Annotated in this window: 21 protein-coding genes and 1 pseudogene; 19 read left to right on the plus strand and 3 right to left on the minus strand. The window is 46.8% G+C overall.

Annotation, left to right across the window (positions count from 1 at the left end; all coding sequences use genetic code 11):
• The first annotated feature begins 15 nt into the window (after window positions 1–15).
• From ABGT54_RS02210 to ABGT54_RS02225, 4 genes are all read left to right on the plus strand, one after another.
• Window positions 16–546: a dihydrofolate reductase family protein gene (locus ABGT54_RS02210; RefSeq protein WP_204932369.1), complete on the plus strand. Its 531-nt coding sequence runs from the start codon at window positions 16–18 to the stop codon at window positions 544–546.
• A gap of 266 nt (window positions 547–812) precedes the next feature.
• A complete protein-coding gene (locus ABGT54_RS02215) occupies window positions 813–1,193 on the plus strand; it encodes a TnpV protein (protein ID WP_346662650.1) in 381 nt (126 codons plus the stop codon).
• Window positions 1,190–1,336: a hypothetical protein gene (locus ABGT54_RS02220; RefSeq protein WP_346662651.1), complete on the plus strand. Its 147-nt coding sequence runs from the start codon at window positions 1,190–1,192 to the stop codon at window positions 1,334–1,336. Before ABGT54_RS02215 ends, ABGT54_RS02220 begins: the two co-directional genes overlap by 4 nt.
• 427 nt (window positions 1,337–1,763) lie before the next feature.
• On the plus strand, window positions 1,764–6,749 hold the full coding sequence (locus ABGT54_RS02225; RefSeq protein WP_346662652.1) for a DUF6273 domain-containing protein: 4,986 nt from the start codon (window positions 1,764–1,766) through the stop codon (window positions 6,747–6,749).
• 98 nt (window positions 6,750–6,847) lie between these two features.
• Here the strand turns inward: ABGT54_RS02225 and ABGT54_RS02230 are convergent, their stop codons facing one another.
• Together ABGT54_RS02230 and ABGT54_RS02235 are read right to left on the minus strand one after the other, a co-directional pair.
• The gene (locus ABGT54_RS02230; RefSeq protein WP_346662653.1) at window positions 6,848–8,269 is read right to left on the minus strand and encodes a MobA/MobL family protein; all 1,422 of its coding nucleotides are present in this window, start codon (window positions 8,267–8,269) and stop codon (window positions 6,848–6,850) included.
• Window positions 8,270–8,544: 275 nt separating this feature from the next.
• Window positions 8,545–8,760 (minus strand): helix-turn-helix domain-containing protein, encoded by a 216-nt coding sequence (locus ABGT54_RS02235; protein WP_002586623.1) that lies wholly within the window; start codon window positions 8,758–8,760, stop codon window positions 8,545–8,547.
• 172 nt (window positions 8,761–8,932) lie between these two features.
• Between ABGT54_RS02235 and ABGT54_RS02240 the strand changes: the two genes are divergently transcribed.
• The 15 genes and pseudogenes from ABGT54_RS02240 to ABGT54_RS02310 all read left to right on the plus strand — a co-directional run.
• Window positions 8,933–9,607, plus strand: a complete 675-nt coding sequence (locus tag ABGT54_RS02240; RefSeq protein ID WP_225363674.1) for a helix-turn-helix transcriptional regulator — start codon at window positions 8,933–8,935, stop codon at window positions 9,605–9,607.
• 107 nt (window positions 9,608–9,714) lie between these two features.
• Window positions 9,715–11,013 carry a tyrosine-type recombinase/integrase gene (locus ABGT54_RS02245; RefSeq protein ID WP_002586625.1) on the plus strand — a complete coding sequence of 433 codons (1,299 nt, stop codon included), beginning with the start codon at window positions 9,715–9,717 and terminating at the stop codon, window positions 11,011–11,013.
• Window positions 11,014–11,274: 261 nt separating this feature from the next.
• The gene (locus tag ABGT54_RS02250; protein WP_106788251.1) at window positions 11,275–11,721 is read left to right on the plus strand and encodes a helix-turn-helix transcriptional regulator; all 447 of its coding nucleotides are present in this window, start codon (window positions 11,275–11,277) and stop codon (window positions 11,719–11,721) included.
• Window positions 11,722–11,764: 43 nt separating this feature from the next.
• Window positions 11,765–12,517: a type II CAAX endopeptidase family protein gene (locus ABGT54_RS02255; protein ID WP_158095866.1), complete on the plus strand. Its 753-nt coding sequence runs from the start codon at window positions 11,765–11,767 to the stop codon at window positions 12,515–12,517.
• 19 nt (window positions 12,518–12,536) lie between these two features.
• Window positions 12,537–12,983 carry a hypothetical protein gene (locus ABGT54_RS02260; RefSeq protein ID WP_346662912.1) on the plus strand — a complete coding sequence of 149 codons (447 nt, stop codon included), beginning with the start codon at window positions 12,537–12,539 and terminating at the stop codon, window positions 12,981–12,983.
• Window positions 12,984–13,046: 63 nt separating this feature from the next.
• On the plus strand, window positions 13,047–13,556 hold the full coding sequence (locus ABGT54_RS02265; protein ID WP_346662913.1) for a GNAT family N-acetyltransferase: 510 nt from the start codon (window positions 13,047–13,049) through the stop codon (window positions 13,554–13,556).
• A complete protein-coding gene (locus tag ABGT54_RS02270) occupies window positions 13,546–14,181 on the plus strand; it encodes a GyrI-like domain-containing protein (protein WP_346662654.1) in 636 nt (211 codons plus the stop codon). Before ABGT54_RS02265 ends, ABGT54_RS02270 begins: the two co-directional genes overlap by 11 nt.
• Window positions 14,182–14,193: 12 nt before the next feature.
• Window positions 14,194–14,817, plus strand: coding sequence for a CatA-like O-acetyltransferase, family 2 (locus ABGT54_RS02275; RefSeq protein WP_346662655.1), 624 nt, complete (start codon window positions 14,194–14,196; stop codon window positions 14,815–14,817).
• Window positions 14,818–14,850: 33 nt separating this feature from the next.
• Entirely contained in the window at window positions 14,851–15,183 is a 333-nt protein-coding gene (locus ABGT54_RS02280; protein ID WP_106788225.1) for a DUF3784 domain-containing protein, read from the plus strand.
• A gap of 18 nt (window positions 15,184–15,201) precedes the next feature.
• Entirely contained in the window at window positions 15,202–15,531 is a 330-nt protein-coding gene (locus ABGT54_RS02285) for a hypothetical protein (protein ID WP_346662656.1), read from the plus strand.
• 19 nt (window positions 15,532–15,550) lie between these two features.
• Window positions 15,551–16,072, plus strand: coding sequence for a flavodoxin domain-containing protein (locus ABGT54_RS02290; protein ID WP_346662657.1), 522 nt, complete (start codon window positions 15,551–15,553; stop codon window positions 16,070–16,072).
• Between the two features lie 56 nt (window positions 16,073–16,128).
• Window positions 16,129–16,413: a hypothetical protein gene (locus tag ABGT54_RS02295; RefSeq protein ID WP_346662658.1), complete on the plus strand. Its 285-nt coding sequence runs from the start codon at window positions 16,129–16,131 to the stop codon at window positions 16,411–16,413.
• 2 nt (window positions 16,414–16,415) lie between these two features.
• Complete coding sequence (locus ABGT54_RS02300) at window positions 16,416–17,390, plus strand: Gfo/Idh/MocA family oxidoreductase (RefSeq protein WP_346662659.1); 975 nt, start codon at window positions 16,416–16,418, stop codon at window positions 17,388–17,390.
• A gap of 7 nt (window positions 17,391–17,397) precedes the next feature.
• Window positions 17,398–18,102 (plus strand): HAD family hydrolase, encoded by a 705-nt coding sequence (locus ABGT54_RS02305; protein WP_204909622.1) that lies wholly within the window; start codon window positions 17,398–17,400, stop codon window positions 18,100–18,102.
• 1 nt (window position 18,103) lies between these two features.
• Window positions 18,104–19,327 (plus strand): annotated as a pseudogene (locus ABGT54_RS02310) (endonuclease Q family protein); the annotation flags it as partial.
• 18 nt (window positions 19,328–19,345) lie between these two features.
• Here the strand turns inward: ABGT54_RS02310 and glgB are convergent.
• A complete protein-coding gene (gene glgB, locus ABGT54_RS02315; protein ID WP_346662660.1) occupies window positions 19,346–21,136 on the minus strand; it encodes a 1,4-alpha-glucan branching protein GlgB in 1,791 nt (596 codons plus the stop codon).
• Window positions 21,137–21,269: the final 133 nt, after the last annotated feature.

Raw genomic sequence — 21,269 nt, forward strand, 5'->3', positions numbered from 1 at the left:
ATTAGAGAAGTTGATATGAAAAAAATCAGTTTGTTTATAGCGATGAGCCTTGACGGGTATATCGCAGACAGTAAAGGGAGTGTTGACTGGTTGCCCGGTCAAGGCGATGATGACGATAATGTTGATGCATATTCGAAATTCGTAAAAAACATTGATACTGTGGTAATGGGATGGAATACCTATCATCAAATCGTCACAGAACTTTCACCGGACGAATGGGTTTATCAAGATTTTATAACCTATGTTGTGACACATAATCCAAAGGAATCGTCTGATAAAATTCATTTTGTTAATGAAAGCCCTGTTAATCTGATAAAAAGATTGCGGGAAGAAAATGGAAAAGGTATTTGGATCTGTGGTGGAGCAAACCTGATTCAACAACTGGCCAGAGAAGATATGATTGACTGTTACTATATTACTATTATCCCAATAATCCTGGGTTCAGGCATTCGACTTTTTGGAAACGCTAACCAAGCAATTAAGTTGAGACTGCTCAAAACACAATCGTATAATGGTATGACGGATTTGATCTATATTAGAAGATAAATTGGAATTTGAAACCTCAAATTATGTAGGTGGTTATACCGCCTCATAGGGATTTAATAAAGACCTCCGAAACCGTTGAAAATAAAGGATTTTTCGCACTCTGCTCGCCTTATCCCTTTATACGATTTCACACCGTTTTACCCTTGCTCCGAGAAGTTATAAGGGCAAAAGCAAGGGCAGGAAAAACTGATAACACGATATAACAAGGTGTGGCAATCGGGAAACTGTGATGTATGTGCGAATATATGATTTTGGAGGATTACAAAATGGAACAGTACATCTATAACGAGCAAAACGGTCTTTGGTATGAGCTGCGGGGCGATTATTATATCCCCTGCTTGGAATTACCAGCCGAAAAAGAAGAACGGTCTATCGGCGTATGGGGACAGCGGCATTTGCGGTATATCCGTGAACATAAAAAGGCGCTTTATACCAGCCTTTTGACAAGCGGCAAGCTGCAATCCTATCTTGCCGATGTTGAGGAACAGGCGCAGGAGCTGTTTGACCGTCTTATGAAGCAGCGTGCGGAGCGTGAGGGCATTACCGAAACACTGAAAGCCGACAATCAAATGGAGTGGGTGCAGAGAATGAATGCCCTGCGGTCGGCGGTTATAGAAACCGTCAATGCCGAGGTGATCTTCGTATGAGGAAGAAGAAATACCACCTTTATTTGACGGCAGAAGAAAGGCGGTATGCTTTTAACGCTCTGCTTGTTTACCGCAATAAGCTGCTGGCGCAGGGCAGATACACAGACCTTGTGGACGAGGTAATGATAAAGCTGCAAAAATGAGCCTGTAACGCTTTCAGACGCAAAAACGAGGGGGCAAGGTACAAACACCTTGCCCCTCAAAGTTCAGGCTCAAAAAACGGCTTAAAATCAGGCTTTTTTGGCCTCTAAATGTCCACGCGGCGGAATAGAAGGTTTAACTGGAATTGTTGATAGCGCACCCATTTTTCTGGAGAAAAAGTATTGAAAATCAGCCGGTTTTATGCTATAATAAATATGTATATATAGGGATAAAGAGAGGTCTTGACAATGAATGCAAAAAGGCGGACAATGCTAACAGCCAGCCAGCTAAGCATAACTCTGCCCTTTTTCCTGTCAAGCTCAAACTGCAAATTTTCAAGGCGTATTCTGCCCGTTTAACAATGGGTGGAATGCGCCTTTTTCTATTTTGCGGTAAAAATCTGTAAAAGGAACGGAGCGGAGCAAAGCGATGAAAGCAAAGAAACGATTTTTAAGCCTGTTACTGGTAATGTGCCTTATGATTGGAATACTGCCGGTAGGAGTGCTTGCGGCGGAAAACAGAAAAGCGCTGCAAGCGGGAGCAGGAGCGATCGAGAAGAATGATACCGTATATTACGGCACGGAGCAAAGAGCGTGGCAGGTGCTGTCTGCAAACGGAAATGGCGGCACATATTCAGACGGTGCAAACGCCGTACAGGCAGATTCCGCACTGTTTCTGTTTTTGAGAAGCGGGCTGCGGCAGCTTTGGTTTGATGACGAGAACTCAAACAACTACAAGGCCAGTATACTGCGGGCTTATCTGAATAATGAAAATGTCAATGCAACTCCGTGGGATATGTCCGGCTATGTTTCCGGCTATTTCAGCGAAGCCGAGTGGGCGAATGTACTGGAGACAACAAAAACAGGCGCTGATACCAGCTTGGTCGGTGTATATTATTCCGGCCCCGGACTTGACGGCGACAGGCTGTTTGCGCTTTCTGCAAATGAATTAATGGATTACTTAGGCTATTCCGATAATCCTGCATCGTGTACGGCGGGATTGGGCGGAAAGAACGTCTACTGGCTGCGGTCGGCTGCTGCCTTTGATTCGTCTGCGGCTGGCGCTGTCTACAGCGACGGGCTTCCTAGCTTTCACAATGTAGACCTCCCCGATGTGTGGGTGCGTCCCGCTTTTAATTTAAATCTGAACTCTGTACTCTTCACATCTGCCGCGGTCGGCGGCAAATCTTCCGGCGCCGCAGGCGCCGACGCTTTGACGCCAATTTCGGAGTATACCGGCAGTGAGTGGAAGCTGACGCTGAAAGACAGCAGCCGCAGCAGTTTTTCCATCGGTACGACAGCGGTAAACGGCAATACGCTTACCGTGGCGTATTCGGGAGCAAAGACCGGTACAAACGAGTATATCTCCGCAGTTATCAAAGATGAAAACGGAGAGATAAGCTATTACGGCAGAATCAAGCAGGCTGCCGATTCCGGCGCTGCAAGCGGCACGGTGGAGGTCACGCTCCCTGCGGATTTTGACAGCAGCACGGATACGCTGTATCTTTTCTCCGAGCAGTATAACGGCGACAAAATGACCGATTATGCGGGAGCGCTTCAGGAAGTTTCACTTGCAAAGAACGCTTATACAGTTACATATAACCTGACAAATGTTGCGGCGGATACCTTACCGGCATTTATTACGGGAGACAGTGATTTTACCGCTGCTTTAAGTACATCCGGCGATTACGCCCTGCCGGGGAGCATTGCGGTAACGGTAGGCGGAACGGCTTTGACGGCGGACAGTTCCTATACCTATAACGCCTCTACAGGAAGCCTGACGATTTATTCCTCTGCCATAACCGGCGATATTGTGATTACAGCAGGGGCAGAAGCGGCGCAAATCTCCGCTCCTGATGTTGATGTGCAGTCGGGCGGAAGCGACTATGCTTCCGGCGTTTGGACGGATTCGGATGTTACATTTACCATCTCCGGCTCGTCTGCGCCCAGCGGGATCGCAAAATATCAATATTCCGCAAATAGCGGAGCTTCGTGGAGCGATCTGACGATTAGCGGGGGGAGCGCTTCCCTCACGGTATCGGACAACTCTACAACGGCAGATGGTACATCCTATATCTTCCGGGCAGTATCAAACTCCGGAACAGAAGGAGCTGCCAGCGCACCGATCACAGTCAAAATTGACAAGACCGAGCCGACGATAACCGCTTCCGGCAATACAGGCAACTATCTGCAAAACGATACCGTGACTGTTTCTGTAAATACAGGGTTTTCCGGCGTTGCAAAAGTTGAAGTTTCCGAGGACGGCGGCGAAGCGCAGGATATTACCCAAAGCTATGCCGACGGATACGCTGTGACCGAAAACGGCACATATACCTTTACCGTGACAAACGGCGCAGGCGTTACGGCAACAAGCAGTATCACTTATGATAAATTGGATCAGACAAAGCCTGTGGTATCGCTGGATACCCACGGCTATACCTCTGATGAGTGGACAAACGGCGATGTAACGCTCTCCGTTTCCGATACCTCTGCCGCACTTGGCGATACAAAATTTGTGTACAAGGCCGGCGACGGCGAATGGCAGGAATATACGGATACCATTACCGTTTCCAATGAGACAGACGGCACGGTTTATTCCTTCCGTGCAATCAGCGCCAGCGGCGTGGAGAGTGAAACCGTCTCTGTTACCGTGAAAATCGACAAAACTGCGCCGGACGGAGAAATTGTGCTTGGCACTAACCATTGGAACAGCTTTTTGAATACGATTACTTTTGGTTTGTTCTTTAAGGATACACAGAGCGTAGAGGTTGCTGTTGCAGATGACAGCGTGGTAAAAATTGAGTATCTTGTCCACGAGGGCGATGGGCTGTCAAAGGACAAGCTGGAGACGCAGACCTTTACCGCATATACCGGAAAGTTCAGTATCGAACCGGATAAGAAATTTGTGATCTATGTCCGCCTGACCGACCATGCGGATAATGTGACCTATCTAAGCTCTAACGGTATCGTACTGGACGGCACAGCCGCCACCGCACCCACCGTTACCACAAACGGATATACTTCCGGAAACTGGACGGATGAGGATGTGACGATTACCGTCTCCGGCTCATCGGCGCTAAGCGGCATTGACAAATATCAGGTTTCCACCGATAACGGCACAAGCTGGACGGATATGACAATGACAAACGGCACGGCTTCGCTGACCGTTTCCGACAGTTCAGCGAGTGCAGACGGAACAACCTATATTTTCCGTGCGGTATCCAATTCCGGCGTGAACGGCAATACCAGCGCACCGATAACAGTCAAGATTGATAAGACTGCGCCGACACTTACTCTTTCCGGTAATACGGACGACTATCTGCAAAACGATACCGTGACTGTTTCTGTAAATACAGGGTTTTCCGGCGTTGCAAAAGTTGAAGTTTCCGAGGACGGCGGCGAAGCGCAGGATATTACCCAAAGCTATGCCGACGGATACGCTGTGACCGAAAACGGCACATATACCTTTACCGTGACCAGCGGCGCAGGCGTTACGGCAACAAGCAGTATCACTTATGATAAATTGGATCAGACAAAGCCTGTGGTATCGCTGGATACCCACGGCTATACCTCTGATGAATGGACAAACGGCGATGTAACGCTCTCCGTTTCCGATACCTCTGCCGCACTTGGCGATACAAAACTTGAGTACAAAGTCGGCAACGGCGAATGGCAGGCGTACACGGACGCAGTTACCGTTTCCGAAGATACGAACGGCACGGTTTATTCCTTCCGTGCAATCAGCGCCAGCGGCGTAGAGAGCGAAACCGTCTCCGTTACTGTGAAAATCGACAAAACTGCGCCGGACGGAGATATTACAATAGAAGAAAACTCTGTCAAGAAATTCATCCACGATGTGACCTTCGGGCTGTTCTTCAAGGAGAATGTGGATGTTGCCATAACGGGTACGGACAACGGCAGCGGCGTTCAGACGATTGAATATAACCGCAGCGCAAAAGTCCTTACTGAAGAACAAGTGGCGGCGCTGACCGACTGGACGGCATACGCTGGAGCAATCAGCGAAACAGCGCAGGACGCAGAACAGTTCGTCTACTATGTTCGTATCACAGATAATGCAGGCAATACCATCTGCTTTGCTTCCAACGGCGCAACCTTTGATTTGACCAAGCCCGTGATTACCGGCGTAACGGACGGTGCGGATTACTATACCACACAGAGCGTACAGGCAACGGATACGAACCTTGCTTCCGTCACGCTGAACGGCAAGGAAGTCGGTACGGAATTTACCATTGCAGGGAATACGGAAACGGAATATGTTATCGTCGCCGCCGATAAAGCGGGCAACGAAACGACTGTTACCGTTACTATGCACAAGACCGAAGCCCTGAGAGAAAATCTCGGCGATATTACGAAAGACAATGCCACTTCTGCCGACCGTGAAACCGTGCAGGATTATCTGGACGATCTGAAGGAACGGCTGGAGGACGAGGAGCTGACCGATGAGGAAAAGACAATCCTTGAAGGGCTTGCGGACGAAGCGCAGGATATTCTTGACCGTATAGACGAAGCAGAACGGGCTGGCTCTACCGAAGCCGTCGATCAGACGCAGGATATTACTTCCGACAATGTAACGCCGGAGGATAAGGAAGCGCTGGAACAGGCGAAAGAGGATATAGAGCAGGCGCTTGACGAGTTCGGCGGCAACTACACCGACGAGGAAAAAGCCGAGTTGGAGGAAGAGCTTTCCCGTATTGAAGAAGCGCTTGATGTAATCGAGCGCATTGAAGATACTGAGGCTGCGATTGAAGCCCTGCCGGACACGGTAAATCCGGACGATACCAAAGCTGAGGAACAGATCAATGCGGCGAAAGACCTTTATGACGCTTTAAGCGACTATGAGAAATCCCTGATTTCAGCAGACGCAAAGGATAAGCTGGAAGGTCTGCTGGCAGCTCTGCGGGATTACCGCATTACCGAAGGCAGCGGCAGCACCTTTACAAAAGGCAGCTCCGCCGGTCTTACCTTTACGGCAAACGGCGCATACAGCAAATTTACAGGGATTGAGGTTGACGGCAAGGCGGTGGACACAGACTGCTACACGGCAGAAAACGGCAGCACCATTATCACGCTGAAAGCCGAATATCTGGAAACGCTGGCGGCGGGTGAACACACCCTCACAGTCCTTTACACGGACGGAAAAGCGACCGGAACATTTACCGTTACCGAAAAACCTGATGAGGTCGTGGACGATAACGGCAACACGCCTCAAACCGGAAATGATGGCGACGAGACAGGAAAGGATGACGCAGCTTCTTCGGAAACCGGAGATGACAGCAAGTCCCCTGAGACAGGCGACGACAGCAATATCGCCCTTTGGATTGCGGTTATGTTAGCTGCGGGCGCTGCCCTGACCGGCACAGCCGTTTACAGCCGCAGGAGAAAATACAGCAGATAAATCCATATATGACCATGCGCCCCGTGACTTTCTTCCACGGGGCGCATTCTTTATGTATGCACCGCAGGAAGCCTGCGGTGTTGTTTTCGATGTGAAAGCTATCGTTCCATGTCGTGGGTTTTGCGCTTTGGCTTTTGACTTTTGCCCTCCGCCTGAAGCTGGCGCAGGCGTTTCAGTACGCTCTCCCGCCCGGGCGGCGCTGCCTGTTCTTTTTCGGCGGGTTTTCCTTTTTCCCTGACCTTGCGTTCCCACTCGGCAAGCTCCCGGTTGTAGTTCTCTACCACGGCTTCCGCCTTGCGGTAAGTCGCCATGAACGCCCGTACATCGGGATAGCCGTCCTCTTTTAAGATTTCGGGCAGTGCTTCCAGCATGGCGGAGATTTTTTCTTCCGTCCGCCGGATTTTTGTTTCCAGCTCTTTTCGCTCCCTGCCTTTGAAAATGCCCTTTGTTTCGGCAAGCTGCGTTTTCAGCTTGGGGACTTCCTCCTGCAAACTGCGGATTTCCCTTGCCCTGTCCTGCACCCGTATCATCAGCTTCTGCATGGTGTGAAACTCCGCCATATCCAGATTGAGCACCGGCTTGGGCGGCAGCTCTGTCTGACGTATCAGGTTCTGCAAAAACTCCTTCGCTTTGTTTACGATACTGCGGAACAGGTTGGGCAGCCAACCATGTGCCTTAATGGACTGGCTTGCTTTTTGATGGATTTCCTCTTTCTTGACTTCCAGTATCTTTGCCTCCTCTATCCCTGACACAAGCGCCATGTCCGCCGTCCTGTTCCATTCCTGCCTTGCGGCGTTGTCGGCTTCAATCTCGGCGGCTTTGGGATTGTTCTTACCGATCTTTTTGGTCGGCAAGTAGATACTGTCGGGATTAAAAACCCGTAAATGCTGCTCAGGATCGGCGATATGCCGGTTGATAAGGGCGGTGTAATTTCTCTTGACTTCCTCTAAAAACGGCTCGCTTTTGAAACGCCCGTCTTTTACCGTGAAAAGGTGCTGTTCGTAAATACCGCCTTTCGGGATAACGGTGCAGCCCTTTCGTATCTGCCCGTCCTCACCCGTGATCTCTTTTTTGGTGCGTACCCTTTTGCCCGTTTCATCAAAGAATACGCTGCGGGTTGCAATCTTAACCTCCGGCTCGGCAAGCAGCCGCCGTTCGCTGAAGATGAGGTGAATGTGGTAATTGGTCTTTCGCTTGTTGTGATGGAGCGCCGACACGCATTCCACATCATACCGCCTGCGGAATTCCTCCGTGAAATCTTCCAGCACCTGCTGCGGCTCGTATTGCGTGTAGGATTCAGGCAGGGCGATAATCAGCTCCCTTGCTTCAATACACTTCCCCTCTGCGCCGCTTCTCTGAAACTCCTGCTGGCTTTCCCTTGCGAGGTTGCTCCAAAAGGAATGGTCTGCGGTGCGGTAGGTGGCATAGAGGTTTTCCTGTTTGGCGTGGCTTGTGATATATGATATTCTTCCCCTGACATTGGACAGCTTTGACATCTGGATAAAGCTGTGGCGTGTCATAAATCATCTCCGTTTCTGTTTGGTAAAATGCCTGCCTCATTTTGCAACCGGCTTGCCGGTTGCGGCTGTTCCGATGGCATTTGACGGAGGAGCAGCCAGAGAAAATTGCATCGCAATTTTCTCTGTATCACAGCGGCGACAGCCCTGCAAGCTGTGATACAGGCTCCCCGCAGGGGCGAAATACCCGGAGTACAAACCGCAGGTTTGTGCGAGGGGTGTATTTCGCTCTCAAACGCCGAGGGCTTAGGGTTACTTTCCGAAAAGAGAATGGATGGTCATTCCACTCTGCGGACATCATCGGGCTTCAGAAGATTTCTTCCCTGATTGACCGTCAGAAACCGTTCCAGCGTGTCCCTGCGGATAATGGTCTTGCGCCCCACTTTGAGGACGGGCAGCTTTCCCCATTCCACCAGCTTCCGCATGGTGTTCCTGCCGATACCCGTACATTCTGCGGCTTCCTCTATGGTAAGTCCCATTTTGACTGCGCTCATTCTATCAACCTCCTTTTAGAATACTCATTTTGCAACTACTGTTTTATCATTATACTTATTCTGCCATCTCTTGTCAACCTATTTTGCAACCATTCATAGTTTATTTACAACTTTCATTGAGATAAAGGTTGCAAAATAAGTATCGGCGTGTTATACTGATACCAGTCAGGAGGTGAACACCTTGAAAAAAGAAACCACATTCACCGCAAAACAGGTCGGTAGGAGGATTAAGGAACGCCGCACAGAGTTAAACATTACCATGCCGGAACTTGGCAGGCGTGTAGGCGTGAACAAATCCACCATTCAGCGGTATGAAGCGGACGGAGTTGATCCGAAGCGCACAATGGTTATCAACGGTCTTGCGGAAGCGTTGCTCACAACTCCCGAATGGCTGACAGGTCTTTCCGATGATAAGGAATATGACACCTATACTCTTTGCCAGCGGGATATTGAGGAACACATCAGGAAATATCTGGACACAGTTTCCTATACAGTAAAGGGCGAGCCGCACCAGCAGCTTCTCACGACATTTCTCGGCAAGATGGTTGACCTGTATACGGTTATGACCTGCTACTTTGCTGATGCTATGGAGGAAGTTGACCGTGTGGCGGAGGACAAAGGGCTGAAAGAGTCTCTTGGACGGTACGCCATAGAGTCCGGGGCAATCATGGAACAGGTATACCGCAAGAAGATGGAAGTACCGATTGAGGATATGAAACGGTTTTTAGACGGGATTTTACATATCCACGATGAGGGGCGCACAAGAATGTCGATGGGCGCACTTTTCGGGATAGTGGAGGAAGCCGAAGAAAGGCTTTCCGAAAAAGAAAATTCCGTGGCACCTTGACAAGTAAAGACGCCAGTTGACTTTCACTGGCGGAAGTGACACAATTACTTTACGCACACCATATGTCACAGTCCCGATTGCCACGGATAGAAAGGAGTTTTTTATCTATGGCAAAAGGTTCTGTAAGAAAGAAAGGCAAAAAGTGGTACGGACGCTTTTATATTGAAGATGAAAGCGGCAGAAAAGTGCAGAAAGAGTTTGCAGGCACAGAGAGCAAGGCGGAAACAGAAGCCATGCTCCGCAAAGCGATAGCGGACTATGAGGAAAAGCAGTTTGTCGGGAAAGCGGAAAACATCACGGTAGGCGATATGCTGGATATGTGGGTAGAGGAAGAACTGAAACCCGGCAACTTAAGCAACGGGACGGTCATGTCCTATCAGGGAACGGTCAACCGTATCAAGCAATATCCCATTGGCAAACGCAAGCTGAAAACCGTGACCGCCGACCATTTGCAGGCGTTCATTGATTTTCTGAGCTACGGTGGGACAAACCCGGACGGGACAACTTCAAAGCCCATGAGCAAAGGATATATGCTCCTGTTCTCGGCGGTGTTGCAAAATTCCTTCCGCTTTGCGGTTTTCCCGAAAAAACTGATTACCTTTAACCCTATGCAGTATGTGAAGCTGAGGGGCAGGAAGCAGGAAACGGATATTTTCTCGGACAGTGAGGAAGATACTTCCAGTATTCCTACTATCACCCATGAACAGTTCCAAAAGCTGGAGGAATTTCTCAAGGCAAAAGATAATCCCGCCTTGCTGCCTGTGCAGATAGCGTACTACACGGGGCTTCGTATCGGGGAAGTATGCGGCTTGACTTGGCAGGATATTAACCTTGAGGAACAATATCTCACGGTACGCCGAAGCATGCGCTATAACGGAACAAGGCACACAACCGAAGTGGGAACGACAAAACGGAGCAAAGTCCGCACCGTTGATTTCTGCGACACGCTGGCGGCAATCCTGCGGGCGGCGAGAACAGAACAGCGCAAAAACCGTTTCCGCTACGGGGAGTTTTATCACCTGAACTACTACAAAGAAGTAAAGGAAAAAGGGCGCACCTATTATGAGGTTTACAGCCTGCAAAGGACAGAGGAAGTCCCGGAGGATTACAAGGAAATCTCCTTTGTCTGCCTGAGAGCAGACGGGGCGTATGAAGCGCCGAGTACGGTAGGGATTATGTGCAGGGCGGCAAAGAAGAAAGTGAAAGGGCTTGAAGATTTCCATTTCCACACGCTCCGTCACACCTACACAAGCAATCTGCTTTCCGGCGGCGCAAAGCCGAAAGATGTGCAGGAACTTCTCGGACACTCCGATGTCAGTACCACAATGAACATCTACGCTCACTCTACAAGGGAAGCGAAGCGCACTTCCGCAAGGCTGCTGGATAAGGTGGTCGGCGGGGAATAAAAAGTTGCCCTTGTTTCGGCTCGTAAGGGCAAAAACAAGGGCAAACAGATAAGGTTTGAATGAAAAACAGGCGTGAAGCCTTGAAAAATCAATGGTTTTTGAGGATTAGATAGTTAAATTGGAATTTGCAGGACTGAAGGCTATAAACTAATAAAAATTTCCTTGTCAAAAAATCTTTGCGTTTATAATAGCGGACTGTAAAAGATGGATTGCTTTTCTTTTTGTTACATTCCACTGATAATATCCTTAGGAGGTAAAACGATGAGTATTGGAAAAACAATATTAAATGTTCGAAAGGAAAAAGGAATGTCACAGGAGGAATTCGGCGAATTATTTCATGTTACCAGACAGACGGTATCAAATTGGGAGAATGAAAAAAACTATCCAGATTTGAATACGTTAGTAACTATGAGTGATATGTTTGAAATTTCTCTGGATAAATTATTGAAGGAGGACAAACAAATGGTAAAAACAATAGATAAGGAAAGATTATACGGGAAGTATTATAAACATAAGCAATCTATTATTGATTTTTTTACAGGTGCTGGTACAGGACTAGTGATTTCGTGTTGTATTTCTCCAGATTCAATTAGAAGAACGGTTATACTTTGCATTGGGATTGCGATGTTTTTAATTGGTGGAGTTAAGAAACTTAGATGGGACAAAGAGGTTGTTAAGTATCTGGAAAAGCAAGAAAAGGAGCAATAAAGATACAAACAAATCCTAATTTGTAGAGATGATAGGAGTATTTATGAATAAAAAGTTAGTGAAAGAATTTTTAATAATAACATTTGTTATAATGCTAATATTTTGGGGTGGTTGTGCTTTAATTAGTCAAATATTTAACTTGACAATAAATAATATATTTTTAAGGATTATGCACATTATCGGGGGATTCTCTCCAACTATTGCCTCTTATATATCACTAAAGAGAAATAACAAAGTTAAGAATTTAAAAGAATGGTTAAAAAAGATATTTGATATAAAACATAATATTTGGACTTATATTTTAGTAATTTTATTTGTATTGATTTATTATGTTTTGGGGTGTGCAATAAATGGATTTAAATTTGGTGCTCCTATATTTATGCTTATAGTAATTTTACCAATGATGTTATTTGGTGGTGGAAATGAAGAAGTTGGATGGAGAATGATTTTACAACCTGAATTGGAAAAGAAATTTGGATTTCATATAGCAACAATCTTTACTTCTATTATTTGGTGGTTATGGCATTTACCAATATTTTTTATAATAGGAACAGCAAATGCAAATATGAACTATTTTCTTTTTGGAATAATGTGTTTAACCTTATGCTATGCTTTGGCAACAATAAGAAAGGTATCGAAAGGTGTATTTCCTTGTATATTAACTCATTGTTTAATAAATGGGTTATCTGCAATATTTGTATTTAATTATAGTTTGTTAAGTTGTTGTATAACTTTAATTGTAACAATAATAGTATCAATACTAATTTTAAATATAAATAAAAGATATATAAGATAATAGCAAATCAGTGTTTGTGATGGTAGATAATATGGAATGGTTTAATGTTTTTGGGCTGATTTTTTTTGCAGTCATTATGATACCCAATGTTGTATTTGCGATTAAGTGCAAAGATGGATTTGATAATAAGTGGAACAATAAATATGTTGAGGTCACAGAACAAGTAGGGAGATTGGGTTGTTTCGGATTCATGATAATCAATATTCCGGGAACTTGGTTCGGGTGGTGGTCTGACGAAGCATTTGCACTATATCTGATTGTAGATACCATATTGGTAATGCTTTATTGTGCTATTTGGATTATATGTTTTAAGAAAAACAGCGTTTTCAGAGCATTAGCACTTTCTATTATTCCTTCAATGTTGTTCTTATTTAGTGGGATTATGAGTAGGTCAGTGCTATTGATTATTGCATCAGTATTATTTGCACCAAGTCATATTGTGATTTCATATAAAAATGTAAAATGATATTTACAAATCCTAGTTTGTGTGGGAGCGATAAATTTAAGAATGATAAGAAACAAGCAAGATATGAGCTACTCTATAAGAGAAATGCGAAAAGAAGAATATAGTCTGCTCAGTGACTTTTTGTACGAAGCAATTTATATTCCGGCTGGTACGGCTGCGCCGCCTAAATCTGTAATAACTTGTCCCGAATTGCAAGTATACATTGCAGATTTTGGAAACAGCAAACACGATAAGGCTTTGATTGCAGAAGTTGACGGAAATATTGTAGGAGCAATATGGGCAAGAATTATGAACGACTACGGACATATTGATGATAATACGCCTTCCCTTGCAATGTCCGTTCTTAAAGCGCACAGGAGTATGGGAATCGGAACTTCATTACTCACACAAATGCTGTCAACAGAAAAAGCTGCTGGTTATGCAAAGCTTTCTTTATCTGTTCAAAAGGATAATTATGCAGTGAATTTATATCGAAAAGCGGGATTTACGACAATTTGCGAGACGGATGAAGAATACATTATGATTGTTGACCTAAATTCTATTTGCAAAATGGAGGAAGAAAATGGCTTTTGATTACAAGAAAGAATACAAGGTATTTTATATGCCGAAGAACAAGCCCGGAATTATAGAGATTCCTCAAATGAACTATATCGCAGTCCGGGGGAAAGGCAATCCCAATGAGGAAAGCGGAGAATACAAAAATTCAATCAGTTTGCTGTACGGTATTGCTTTTACTATAAAAATGAGTTACAAGGGGACACATAAAATCGAGGGATTTTTCGAGTATGTGGTGCCGCCCCTTGAAGGGCTTTGGTGGCAGGAAAACACACAGGGACTTGATTATGCCAGAAAAGAAGATCTGCACTTTATTTCTATGATCCGGCTGCCGGATTTCGTAACGAAGGAAGATTTTGAGTGGGCAGTTCAGGAAGCAACGAAAAAGAAAAAGCAGGATTTTTCGAAAGTTGAGTTTTTTCCTTATGACGAAGGATTATGTGTTCAGTGTATGCACATCGGTTCTTACGATGATGAGCCTGCCACCGTTGATCTCATGCACGACTATATGAAAGCAAACGGGTATGAGCTGGATATTACGGACACGAGATACCATCACGAAATCTATCTGAGCGATCCGAGAAAATGCGATGTGAGCCGGCTGAAAACGGTTGTGCGCCACCCGATCCGGAAAGCGGAGTAAGCGGAGGTTCGTATGCCAAAAGAAATTGATCCCAAAGATACGACAAGGGCTGCGGCTTATGAACTCTGGATGAAAGCGCCCAATCCAATGGTAACTTTTTTCAAAACCTTTGATGTGACCAACCTGATCAGGGTCAGCAGGAAAAGAAGTCTGAAGTTTAATATGCTACTGGATTACTGTATCGGCAGAGCCGCCGTAAATGTAAAGGAATTTTACATCCTTCCGGTGGGCGATAAGCTCATACAGTATGACACCATAGCGGTCAATACCATCGTGAAAAACAAAGAGGGCGAAGTCAGTTCCTGCGACCTTTCCTATAAAGCCGAGTTAAATCAGTTCAACGAGGAGTATCTGAAGTATACGACGCAGGTTGCCGCAAGCTGTCAGGACAGGGACTTGTCTGAAAACAGTATGGTCATCGGCACGTCCGCTGTCATAGATACAGAACTTGACGGAGCTGTTGGTATGAACAGCGGTATTTTTAATAATCCCTTTCTTATCTGGGGCAGATACAAAAAGAAATGGTTCCGGTATTACCTGCCGCTCTCGTTCCAGTTCCATCACACACAGATGGACGGGGCACATGCGGGTAGATTTTTGGAAAGATTGCAGGATGAGATCAATAGGCTGAAATAACGGCAGATGTTATTGTTTTAGGGAGATGTTTGAATGAGTGATATGTTTTTTGCTGTAATTACTGGAATTATTGCTGTTATTCTATTCATATATGTATTTTTTGCAGCTAGATGTAAAGGCCCTATTTTATCCAATACATATCTATTTGCCTCTGAAAAAGAACGTAGCAAAATAGATAAAAAGGCAGAATATCATATGGTTTCTGTTGTCTTCGGGATTTTGGCAACTATTTTTGCATGTCTGACAGTGTATATCATTACATCGTGGAATATATGTCTCTATACAGTATTTGTTTTGATTATCTGCGTCATAGTATATGCTGTTAAAGAGAGTATTAAATCTGAAAAGGATATAAGTAGACATTGAAGAAGAAAAGGAGTACCTATGAAAAAATATATCGCAGAAATTGTAATCTTTTGTATGCAGCTTTTTATGTTTTACATTTCGCCGCTGTTTGCGGGACCTACCGATGGTATGGGGATGGTCGTTTTAATTCTGTTCGCGACCCTGATCCTGTCCATTTTGCTTGGCAGTATTTCCAAAAACAGAATAAAATATTTGTATCCGGCGGCAGCGGCAGCAGCCTTTTTGCCCTCTGTATTTCTTCACTATAATGGGACGGCAGTTATACATGCAGTCTGGTACTTTGTCGTAGCAGTAGTTGGCATGTTGATCGGGACGATCATTTTTAAGGCGCTGCACCGGAAATCATAAGTTGTGAGGGAAATGATGTATGAAAACTTTAATTATATATGGCAGTCAGTACGGCACAACAAAGCGATACGCAGAACGATTTGCAGAGATGACTGGTTTTCCGGTTATCAGCTATGAGGATATGAATGCCCTAACCGACTATGAGCGGGTCATTTATTTCGGCGGTTTATATGCAGGCGGCGTGAAAGGTTTAAAGAATGCAGTTAAGAGATTTTCTCTGAATACAAAACTGATCATCGTGACAGTTGGTTTGGCAGATGTATGCGATAAAGAAAATGTAAGTAATATCAGAAATTCCATAAGCAAGCAGGTGCCAGAGGATTTGTTAAAATCCGCATTTGTCTTTCATTTGCGAGGCGGGATTGATTATCAGAAATTGTCTTTTAAGCATAAAACGATGATGACGCTTTTATACAACAAGATAAAAAACTTGCCGGAAGATAAAAAAACTGCTGAGGATAAAGCTTTGATAGAAACCTTTAACTCAAAAGTTGACTTTGTTGATTTCGATTCTTTAAATCCTATAGCAGAAGTCCTTTGATGTAAAAGAATTCTTGCTGTTCTTTTCCCGGCAGATCAGCTATTGTTAAGGCGGAGGTGGTCCTACATTTTCAGGACTATGATTATCAGGATATCCGGCCGGAGTTGGTCCGGAGCGTGCAGGGAGAGTTCCGGGACGGGACAAGCGATGACCCTGTATGGATGGCGGATAACCTGACGTATGAGCAGGAGGGCAGTGATGTAAAGGTGGCCCTTGATTCTGGCAAATTCTTTCAGGATAGGGATGACGGGGATATTTATGGGACATGTGTCATTACTATTGCATACAGGTATCAGGGAAATGACTATATTAGTGTAACGGCAGTTCAAGTAGGGAGGTAATTATGAAAATAGGAATTCTGGCCTGCGGGCCGATGGCGGAGACATTCGCCAGAACATTGATCCAGATGGAGGAGGCCGAGTGTTATGCAGTGGCTTCACGGAGTCTTTCCCGGGCGGAAGCATTTGCCCGGGAATACGGATTTACAAAGGCGTACGGAAGTTATGAAGCGCTGTGCGAAGACCCGGAAGTGGAGCTGGTCTATATTGCCACGCCTCATTCCTGCCATTATGAAAATATGGAGCTGTGTATCCGGCATAAAAAACCGGTTCTCTGTGAAAAGGCATTTACCATGAATGCAGGGGAAGCCCGGAAGATCATGGAACTGGCAGAGCAGGAGCAGGTTTTTGCGGCGGAGGCTATCTGGACCCGGTATATGCCCTCCAGGCAGATGATCCGGGAAGTAGTTGACAGCGGGATTATCGGAAAGGTTTCGGTGCTGACGGCAAATCTCTCTTATCCCATCAGTGGGAAGGAGCGGATCATGCGGCCGGAACTGGCTGGAGGAGCGCTTTTGGACATTGGTGTGTACGGACTGAATTTTGCGCTGATGCATTTTGGAACGGACATTGAGCGGATGGAGTCTTCGGTCCGCATGACGGATACCGGCGTGGACGCCATGGAATCCATCACCCTCTTTTTCAAAGATGGAAGGATGGCAGTGCTGACCCATGACATTTACAGCAGATCCGACCGGAAGGGGATTTTCTATGGAGAGAAAGGCTATATTGTAGTGGAAAATATCAACAATCCACGGAGTATCGCGGTCTACGACGCAGAAGACCGGCTCCTGAAGCAGATGGATGTGCCGGAGCAGATCAGCGGATATGAATATGAGGTGCGGGAATGTATCGAGGCGATCCGGGCGGGAGCAAAGGAGAGTTCTTCCATGCCCCTTTCAGACAGTGTCCTGGTCATGGAGATCATGGACCGGCTGCGAAAACAGTGGGGAATGGTTTATCCCCGGGAGGAGGAATAACAGACGTATGGAACATTTTTTATTTGATCTGGATGGAACGCTGCTTCCGATGAAGCAGGAAGAGTTTGTAAAGTTTTATCTGCCGCTCCTGGCGGCCAGATTTCAGGGCCGGGGGATTGCGCCGGACAAGCTGATCGGCGCGGTCTGGAACGGTTTTGGAGCAATGGTGATGAACGATGGACGCGCATCCAATGAGGAGGTGTTCTGGAACTGTTTTTCCGGGGAACTTGGCATCCGGCGCTCCGAGGTGGAAGAGGATGTGCTGGATTTTTATGGAAATGATTTTAATCAGGCGATCCGTACCACAAGCCCGGATCCTGTGGCAAATGAGATTGTAAAATATCTGAAGAGCCGGGGGAAGAAGGTGTATCTTGCTACCAATCCGGTATTTCCCCGCTGCGCCACCATGAACCGGATCCGCTGGGCAGGGCTGGACGCAGAGGATTTTGAACTAATCACCACCTATGAGACCTGCCGCTACAGTAAACCGAATGTAGAGTATTATAGAGGGATTTTGTCGGAGTGTGGACTGGACCCGGAGGAATGTCTGATGATAGGAAATGACAGAAAGGAAGATCTGGCAGCCGGGGAACTGGGAATCCATACCTATCTTGTGACCGGGTGCCTGGAGCATGGAGATGCGCCGGCCAGAGGAGAGTATGAGGGAGAAAGCCTAAGTCAGCTGTATGAAGATTTGAAAGGTCTGGTATAACGTGTACATTGGAGATTTACATATTCATTCTCATTATTCCATGGCGACCAGCAGGGACTGTACGCCGGAATCCCTGGAACTGTGGGCGAGAAGGAAAGGGATCCATATCGTGGGGACCGGGGATTTTACCCATCCTGCGTGGAGAGAGGAACTGGAAGAGAAACTGGAGCCGGCAGGAGACGGGCTGTACCGGTTAAAAGAAACGTACCGGATCCGGGATGATTCAGTAAGAAACGGGGTTGAGCCCAGGTTTGTGGTAACCGGGGAGATCAGTTGCATTTATAAAAAGAAAGATAAGACCAGAAAGGTACACAGCCTGATCCTTCTGCCTTCCCTGGAAGCGGCGCAGAGGATATCGGTAAAACTGGAGCGGATCGGAAATATCCATTCTGACGGGAGGCCGATCCTGGGGCTGGACTGTCATGATCTTCTGGAACTTGTGCTGGAGAACTGCCCGGAATCGGTCTATGTGCCTGCTCATATCTGGACGCCCCACTTTTCTGTGTTTGGAGAGTTTTCCAGGTTCGATAGTATGGAGGAATGCTTTGGGGATCTGACGCCCTATATCCATGCCGTGGAGACCGGATTATCTTCTGATCCGCCTATGAACTGGCGGGTCTCCATGCTGGATCCGTACCAGATGATCTCCAATTCTGACGCCCATTCTCCGGCAAAGCTTGGAAGGGAAGCCAATCTTTTTGACATCGCTCTTTCCTATGAGGGGCTTGCCCGGGCGATCCAGTCAGGGGACGGGCTTTTGGGAACCATCGAGTTTTTCCCGGAAGAGGGAAAGTATCACATGGACGGACACCGGAAATGTAATCTTTGCCTGACGCCGGCACAGACCAGGGAGTGTCAGGGAATCTGCCCGGTCTGCGGGCGAAAGATCACCGTGGGTGTTGCCCACCGGGTGGAAGAACTTTCCGACCGGCCGGAGGGATACGTAAGAGCAGACGCGAAGGCTTTTGAAAGCCTGGTTCCTCTTCCGGAAGTGATCGGAGCGTCTGCGGGACGTTCTCCGGTAAGTGTGAGAGTGCAGAGGGAATATTTGCGGATGCTGAAAGAACTGGGACCGGAATTTTCGATTCTAAGAGAAATTCCTCTGGAAGAGATTGAACATGTGTCCGGCAGCCGCGTGGCAGAAGGCATCCGGCGGCTGCGGAGCGGACAGGTGGAACGGATCCCGGGATTTGACGGGGAGTATGGGAAGATCCGTCTGTTCGATGATGAGAAATGATAAAGTTTACAAAGAAACTAAAATGCCGGAATAGGGCGGGAGAGTCAACAGAAGACTTTCCTGCTCTTTTTTCCAGATCACAGCAGTTTCCGGTGTGGAACCTCCAAAGGATTCCCAGTCTGTGTGCAGCAGGAGTTCTGGCTCTGCCGGACATACCGGATCGGCAAAGCCTGTCTCCAGCCGATAGTCCCCCTGCGTCTGATCGCTTAAGTTCAGGATCACCGCCAGACATTCATCTTTTGACCTTCGAAGAAATGCGTAGATGCATCGCTCTTCCTGATGACAGTCCAGCCAGGTGAATCCATTTTCGTCATAATCCATCTCAAAACATGCCGGGTGGGTCAGATACAGATGATTCAGCCGGCACATATAGTGGTAAAAAGCATCGTGGATGGGGTAGGAGCGCAGGCACCAGTCCTGCTCTCTTTTTTCATCCCATTCCCGCAGCTGCCCGAATTCATTTCCCATAAAATTCAGTTTTTTGCCGGGGTGAAGCATCAGATAGAGATACAGCGCCCGGGCCTGTGGAAATTTTCCATCGTAATCGCCGTTCATTTTCTGGAGGATGGTGGCCTTCCCATGGACATTTTCATCATGAGAGAAAGGCAGCAGATAGCGCTCGTTTCGAAAATACATCATGGAAAAGGTCAGTTTGTGGTAGTTGGCGGGACGGTATTTGGGTCCGGTCCGGAAAAAATCCAGGGTATCGTGCATCCATCCCAGATCCCATTTATAGTCAAACCCCAGCCCTCCATGAGATACAGGAGAGGTGACGCCGGGATAGCTGGTAGAATCCTCTGCGATCAGGATACATCCGGGATGGCGGCGTTTCAGTTCCACGTTCATACTTTTCAGAAAATCAACGGCATTTCCATTCACGCCCCGTGCTTCATCGCCCTGCCAGTAGATGATCCGGCTGATGGCATCCATGCGAAGTCCGTCAAAATGATATTCGCTAAGCCAGTAATCGGCGCAGGAAGCAAGGAAACTACGCACCTCGCCTCTGGAATGCATGAAGTTATGACTGCCCCACTCGCTGACGCCTACGTCGGAATGGGGATATTCGTAGAGAGCTGTGCCGTCATACCGGGCAAGGCCGTAGTCATCCACGGCAAAATGCACAGGGATAAAGTCCAGGATCACGCCGATGTGTGCTTCGTGAAAACGCTGGATCATCTTTTTTAGATCAAGAGCCGTGCCGTACCGGCTGGTGGGGGCGAAAAATCCGGTTGGCTGATAGCCCCAGCTTTCGTCGCAGGGATATTCAAAAAGAGGCAGGATCTCAAGATAATTGTATCCGCATTCTTCCAGATAGGGGATGAGAAGATCCGGAAGTTCATCATAGCGGTACCAGCCGGTTTCTTCCGGACCTTTCTTTTTCCAGGAGCCCAGATGCAGTTCATAGATATTCAAAGGCTCGCTTTCCCGGCTGGTGCGCGCCTGCATCCAGGAATGGTCCTGAAAAGAAAAGGAAGACAGATCCCGTACAATGGATCTGTGGGCAGGGCGAAGCTCCATGCCAAAGCCATAAGGATCGCAGTGGTCCCTGACCTGGCCGTCTGCCTGATAAATGCGATATTCATAAGATTTGCCTGGTCTCATGTCCGTCAGCGTCTGTTCATAAAAATTTCCGTCGTGAACGGGATACATGGGGTATTCGCCGGTATCTGTTACAACAGATACGCCTGCAGCGGCAGGGGCAAAGGTGCGGAAAACGGTTTCCTGTCCATCGGTATGTGCTCCCATCCACTTCCAGGCGTTCTGTTCCCGGCCGGTATAAAAGTTGTAAAAATCCATAAAGCAGTCACTCCGAAACTTAATTGACATGTGTAAATTATTTTACTAAGATATATTATAAATGAGGTGGAGAAGAGTGACAATTTACAATTATTTGAGAGGGTAAAATAACAGACATTTTGAAAGAAAGGAC

Source organism: uncultured Merdimonas sp., from assembly GCF_963929015.1.
GTDB lineage: Bacteria > Bacillota > Clostridia > Lachnospirales > Lachnospiraceae > Merdimonas.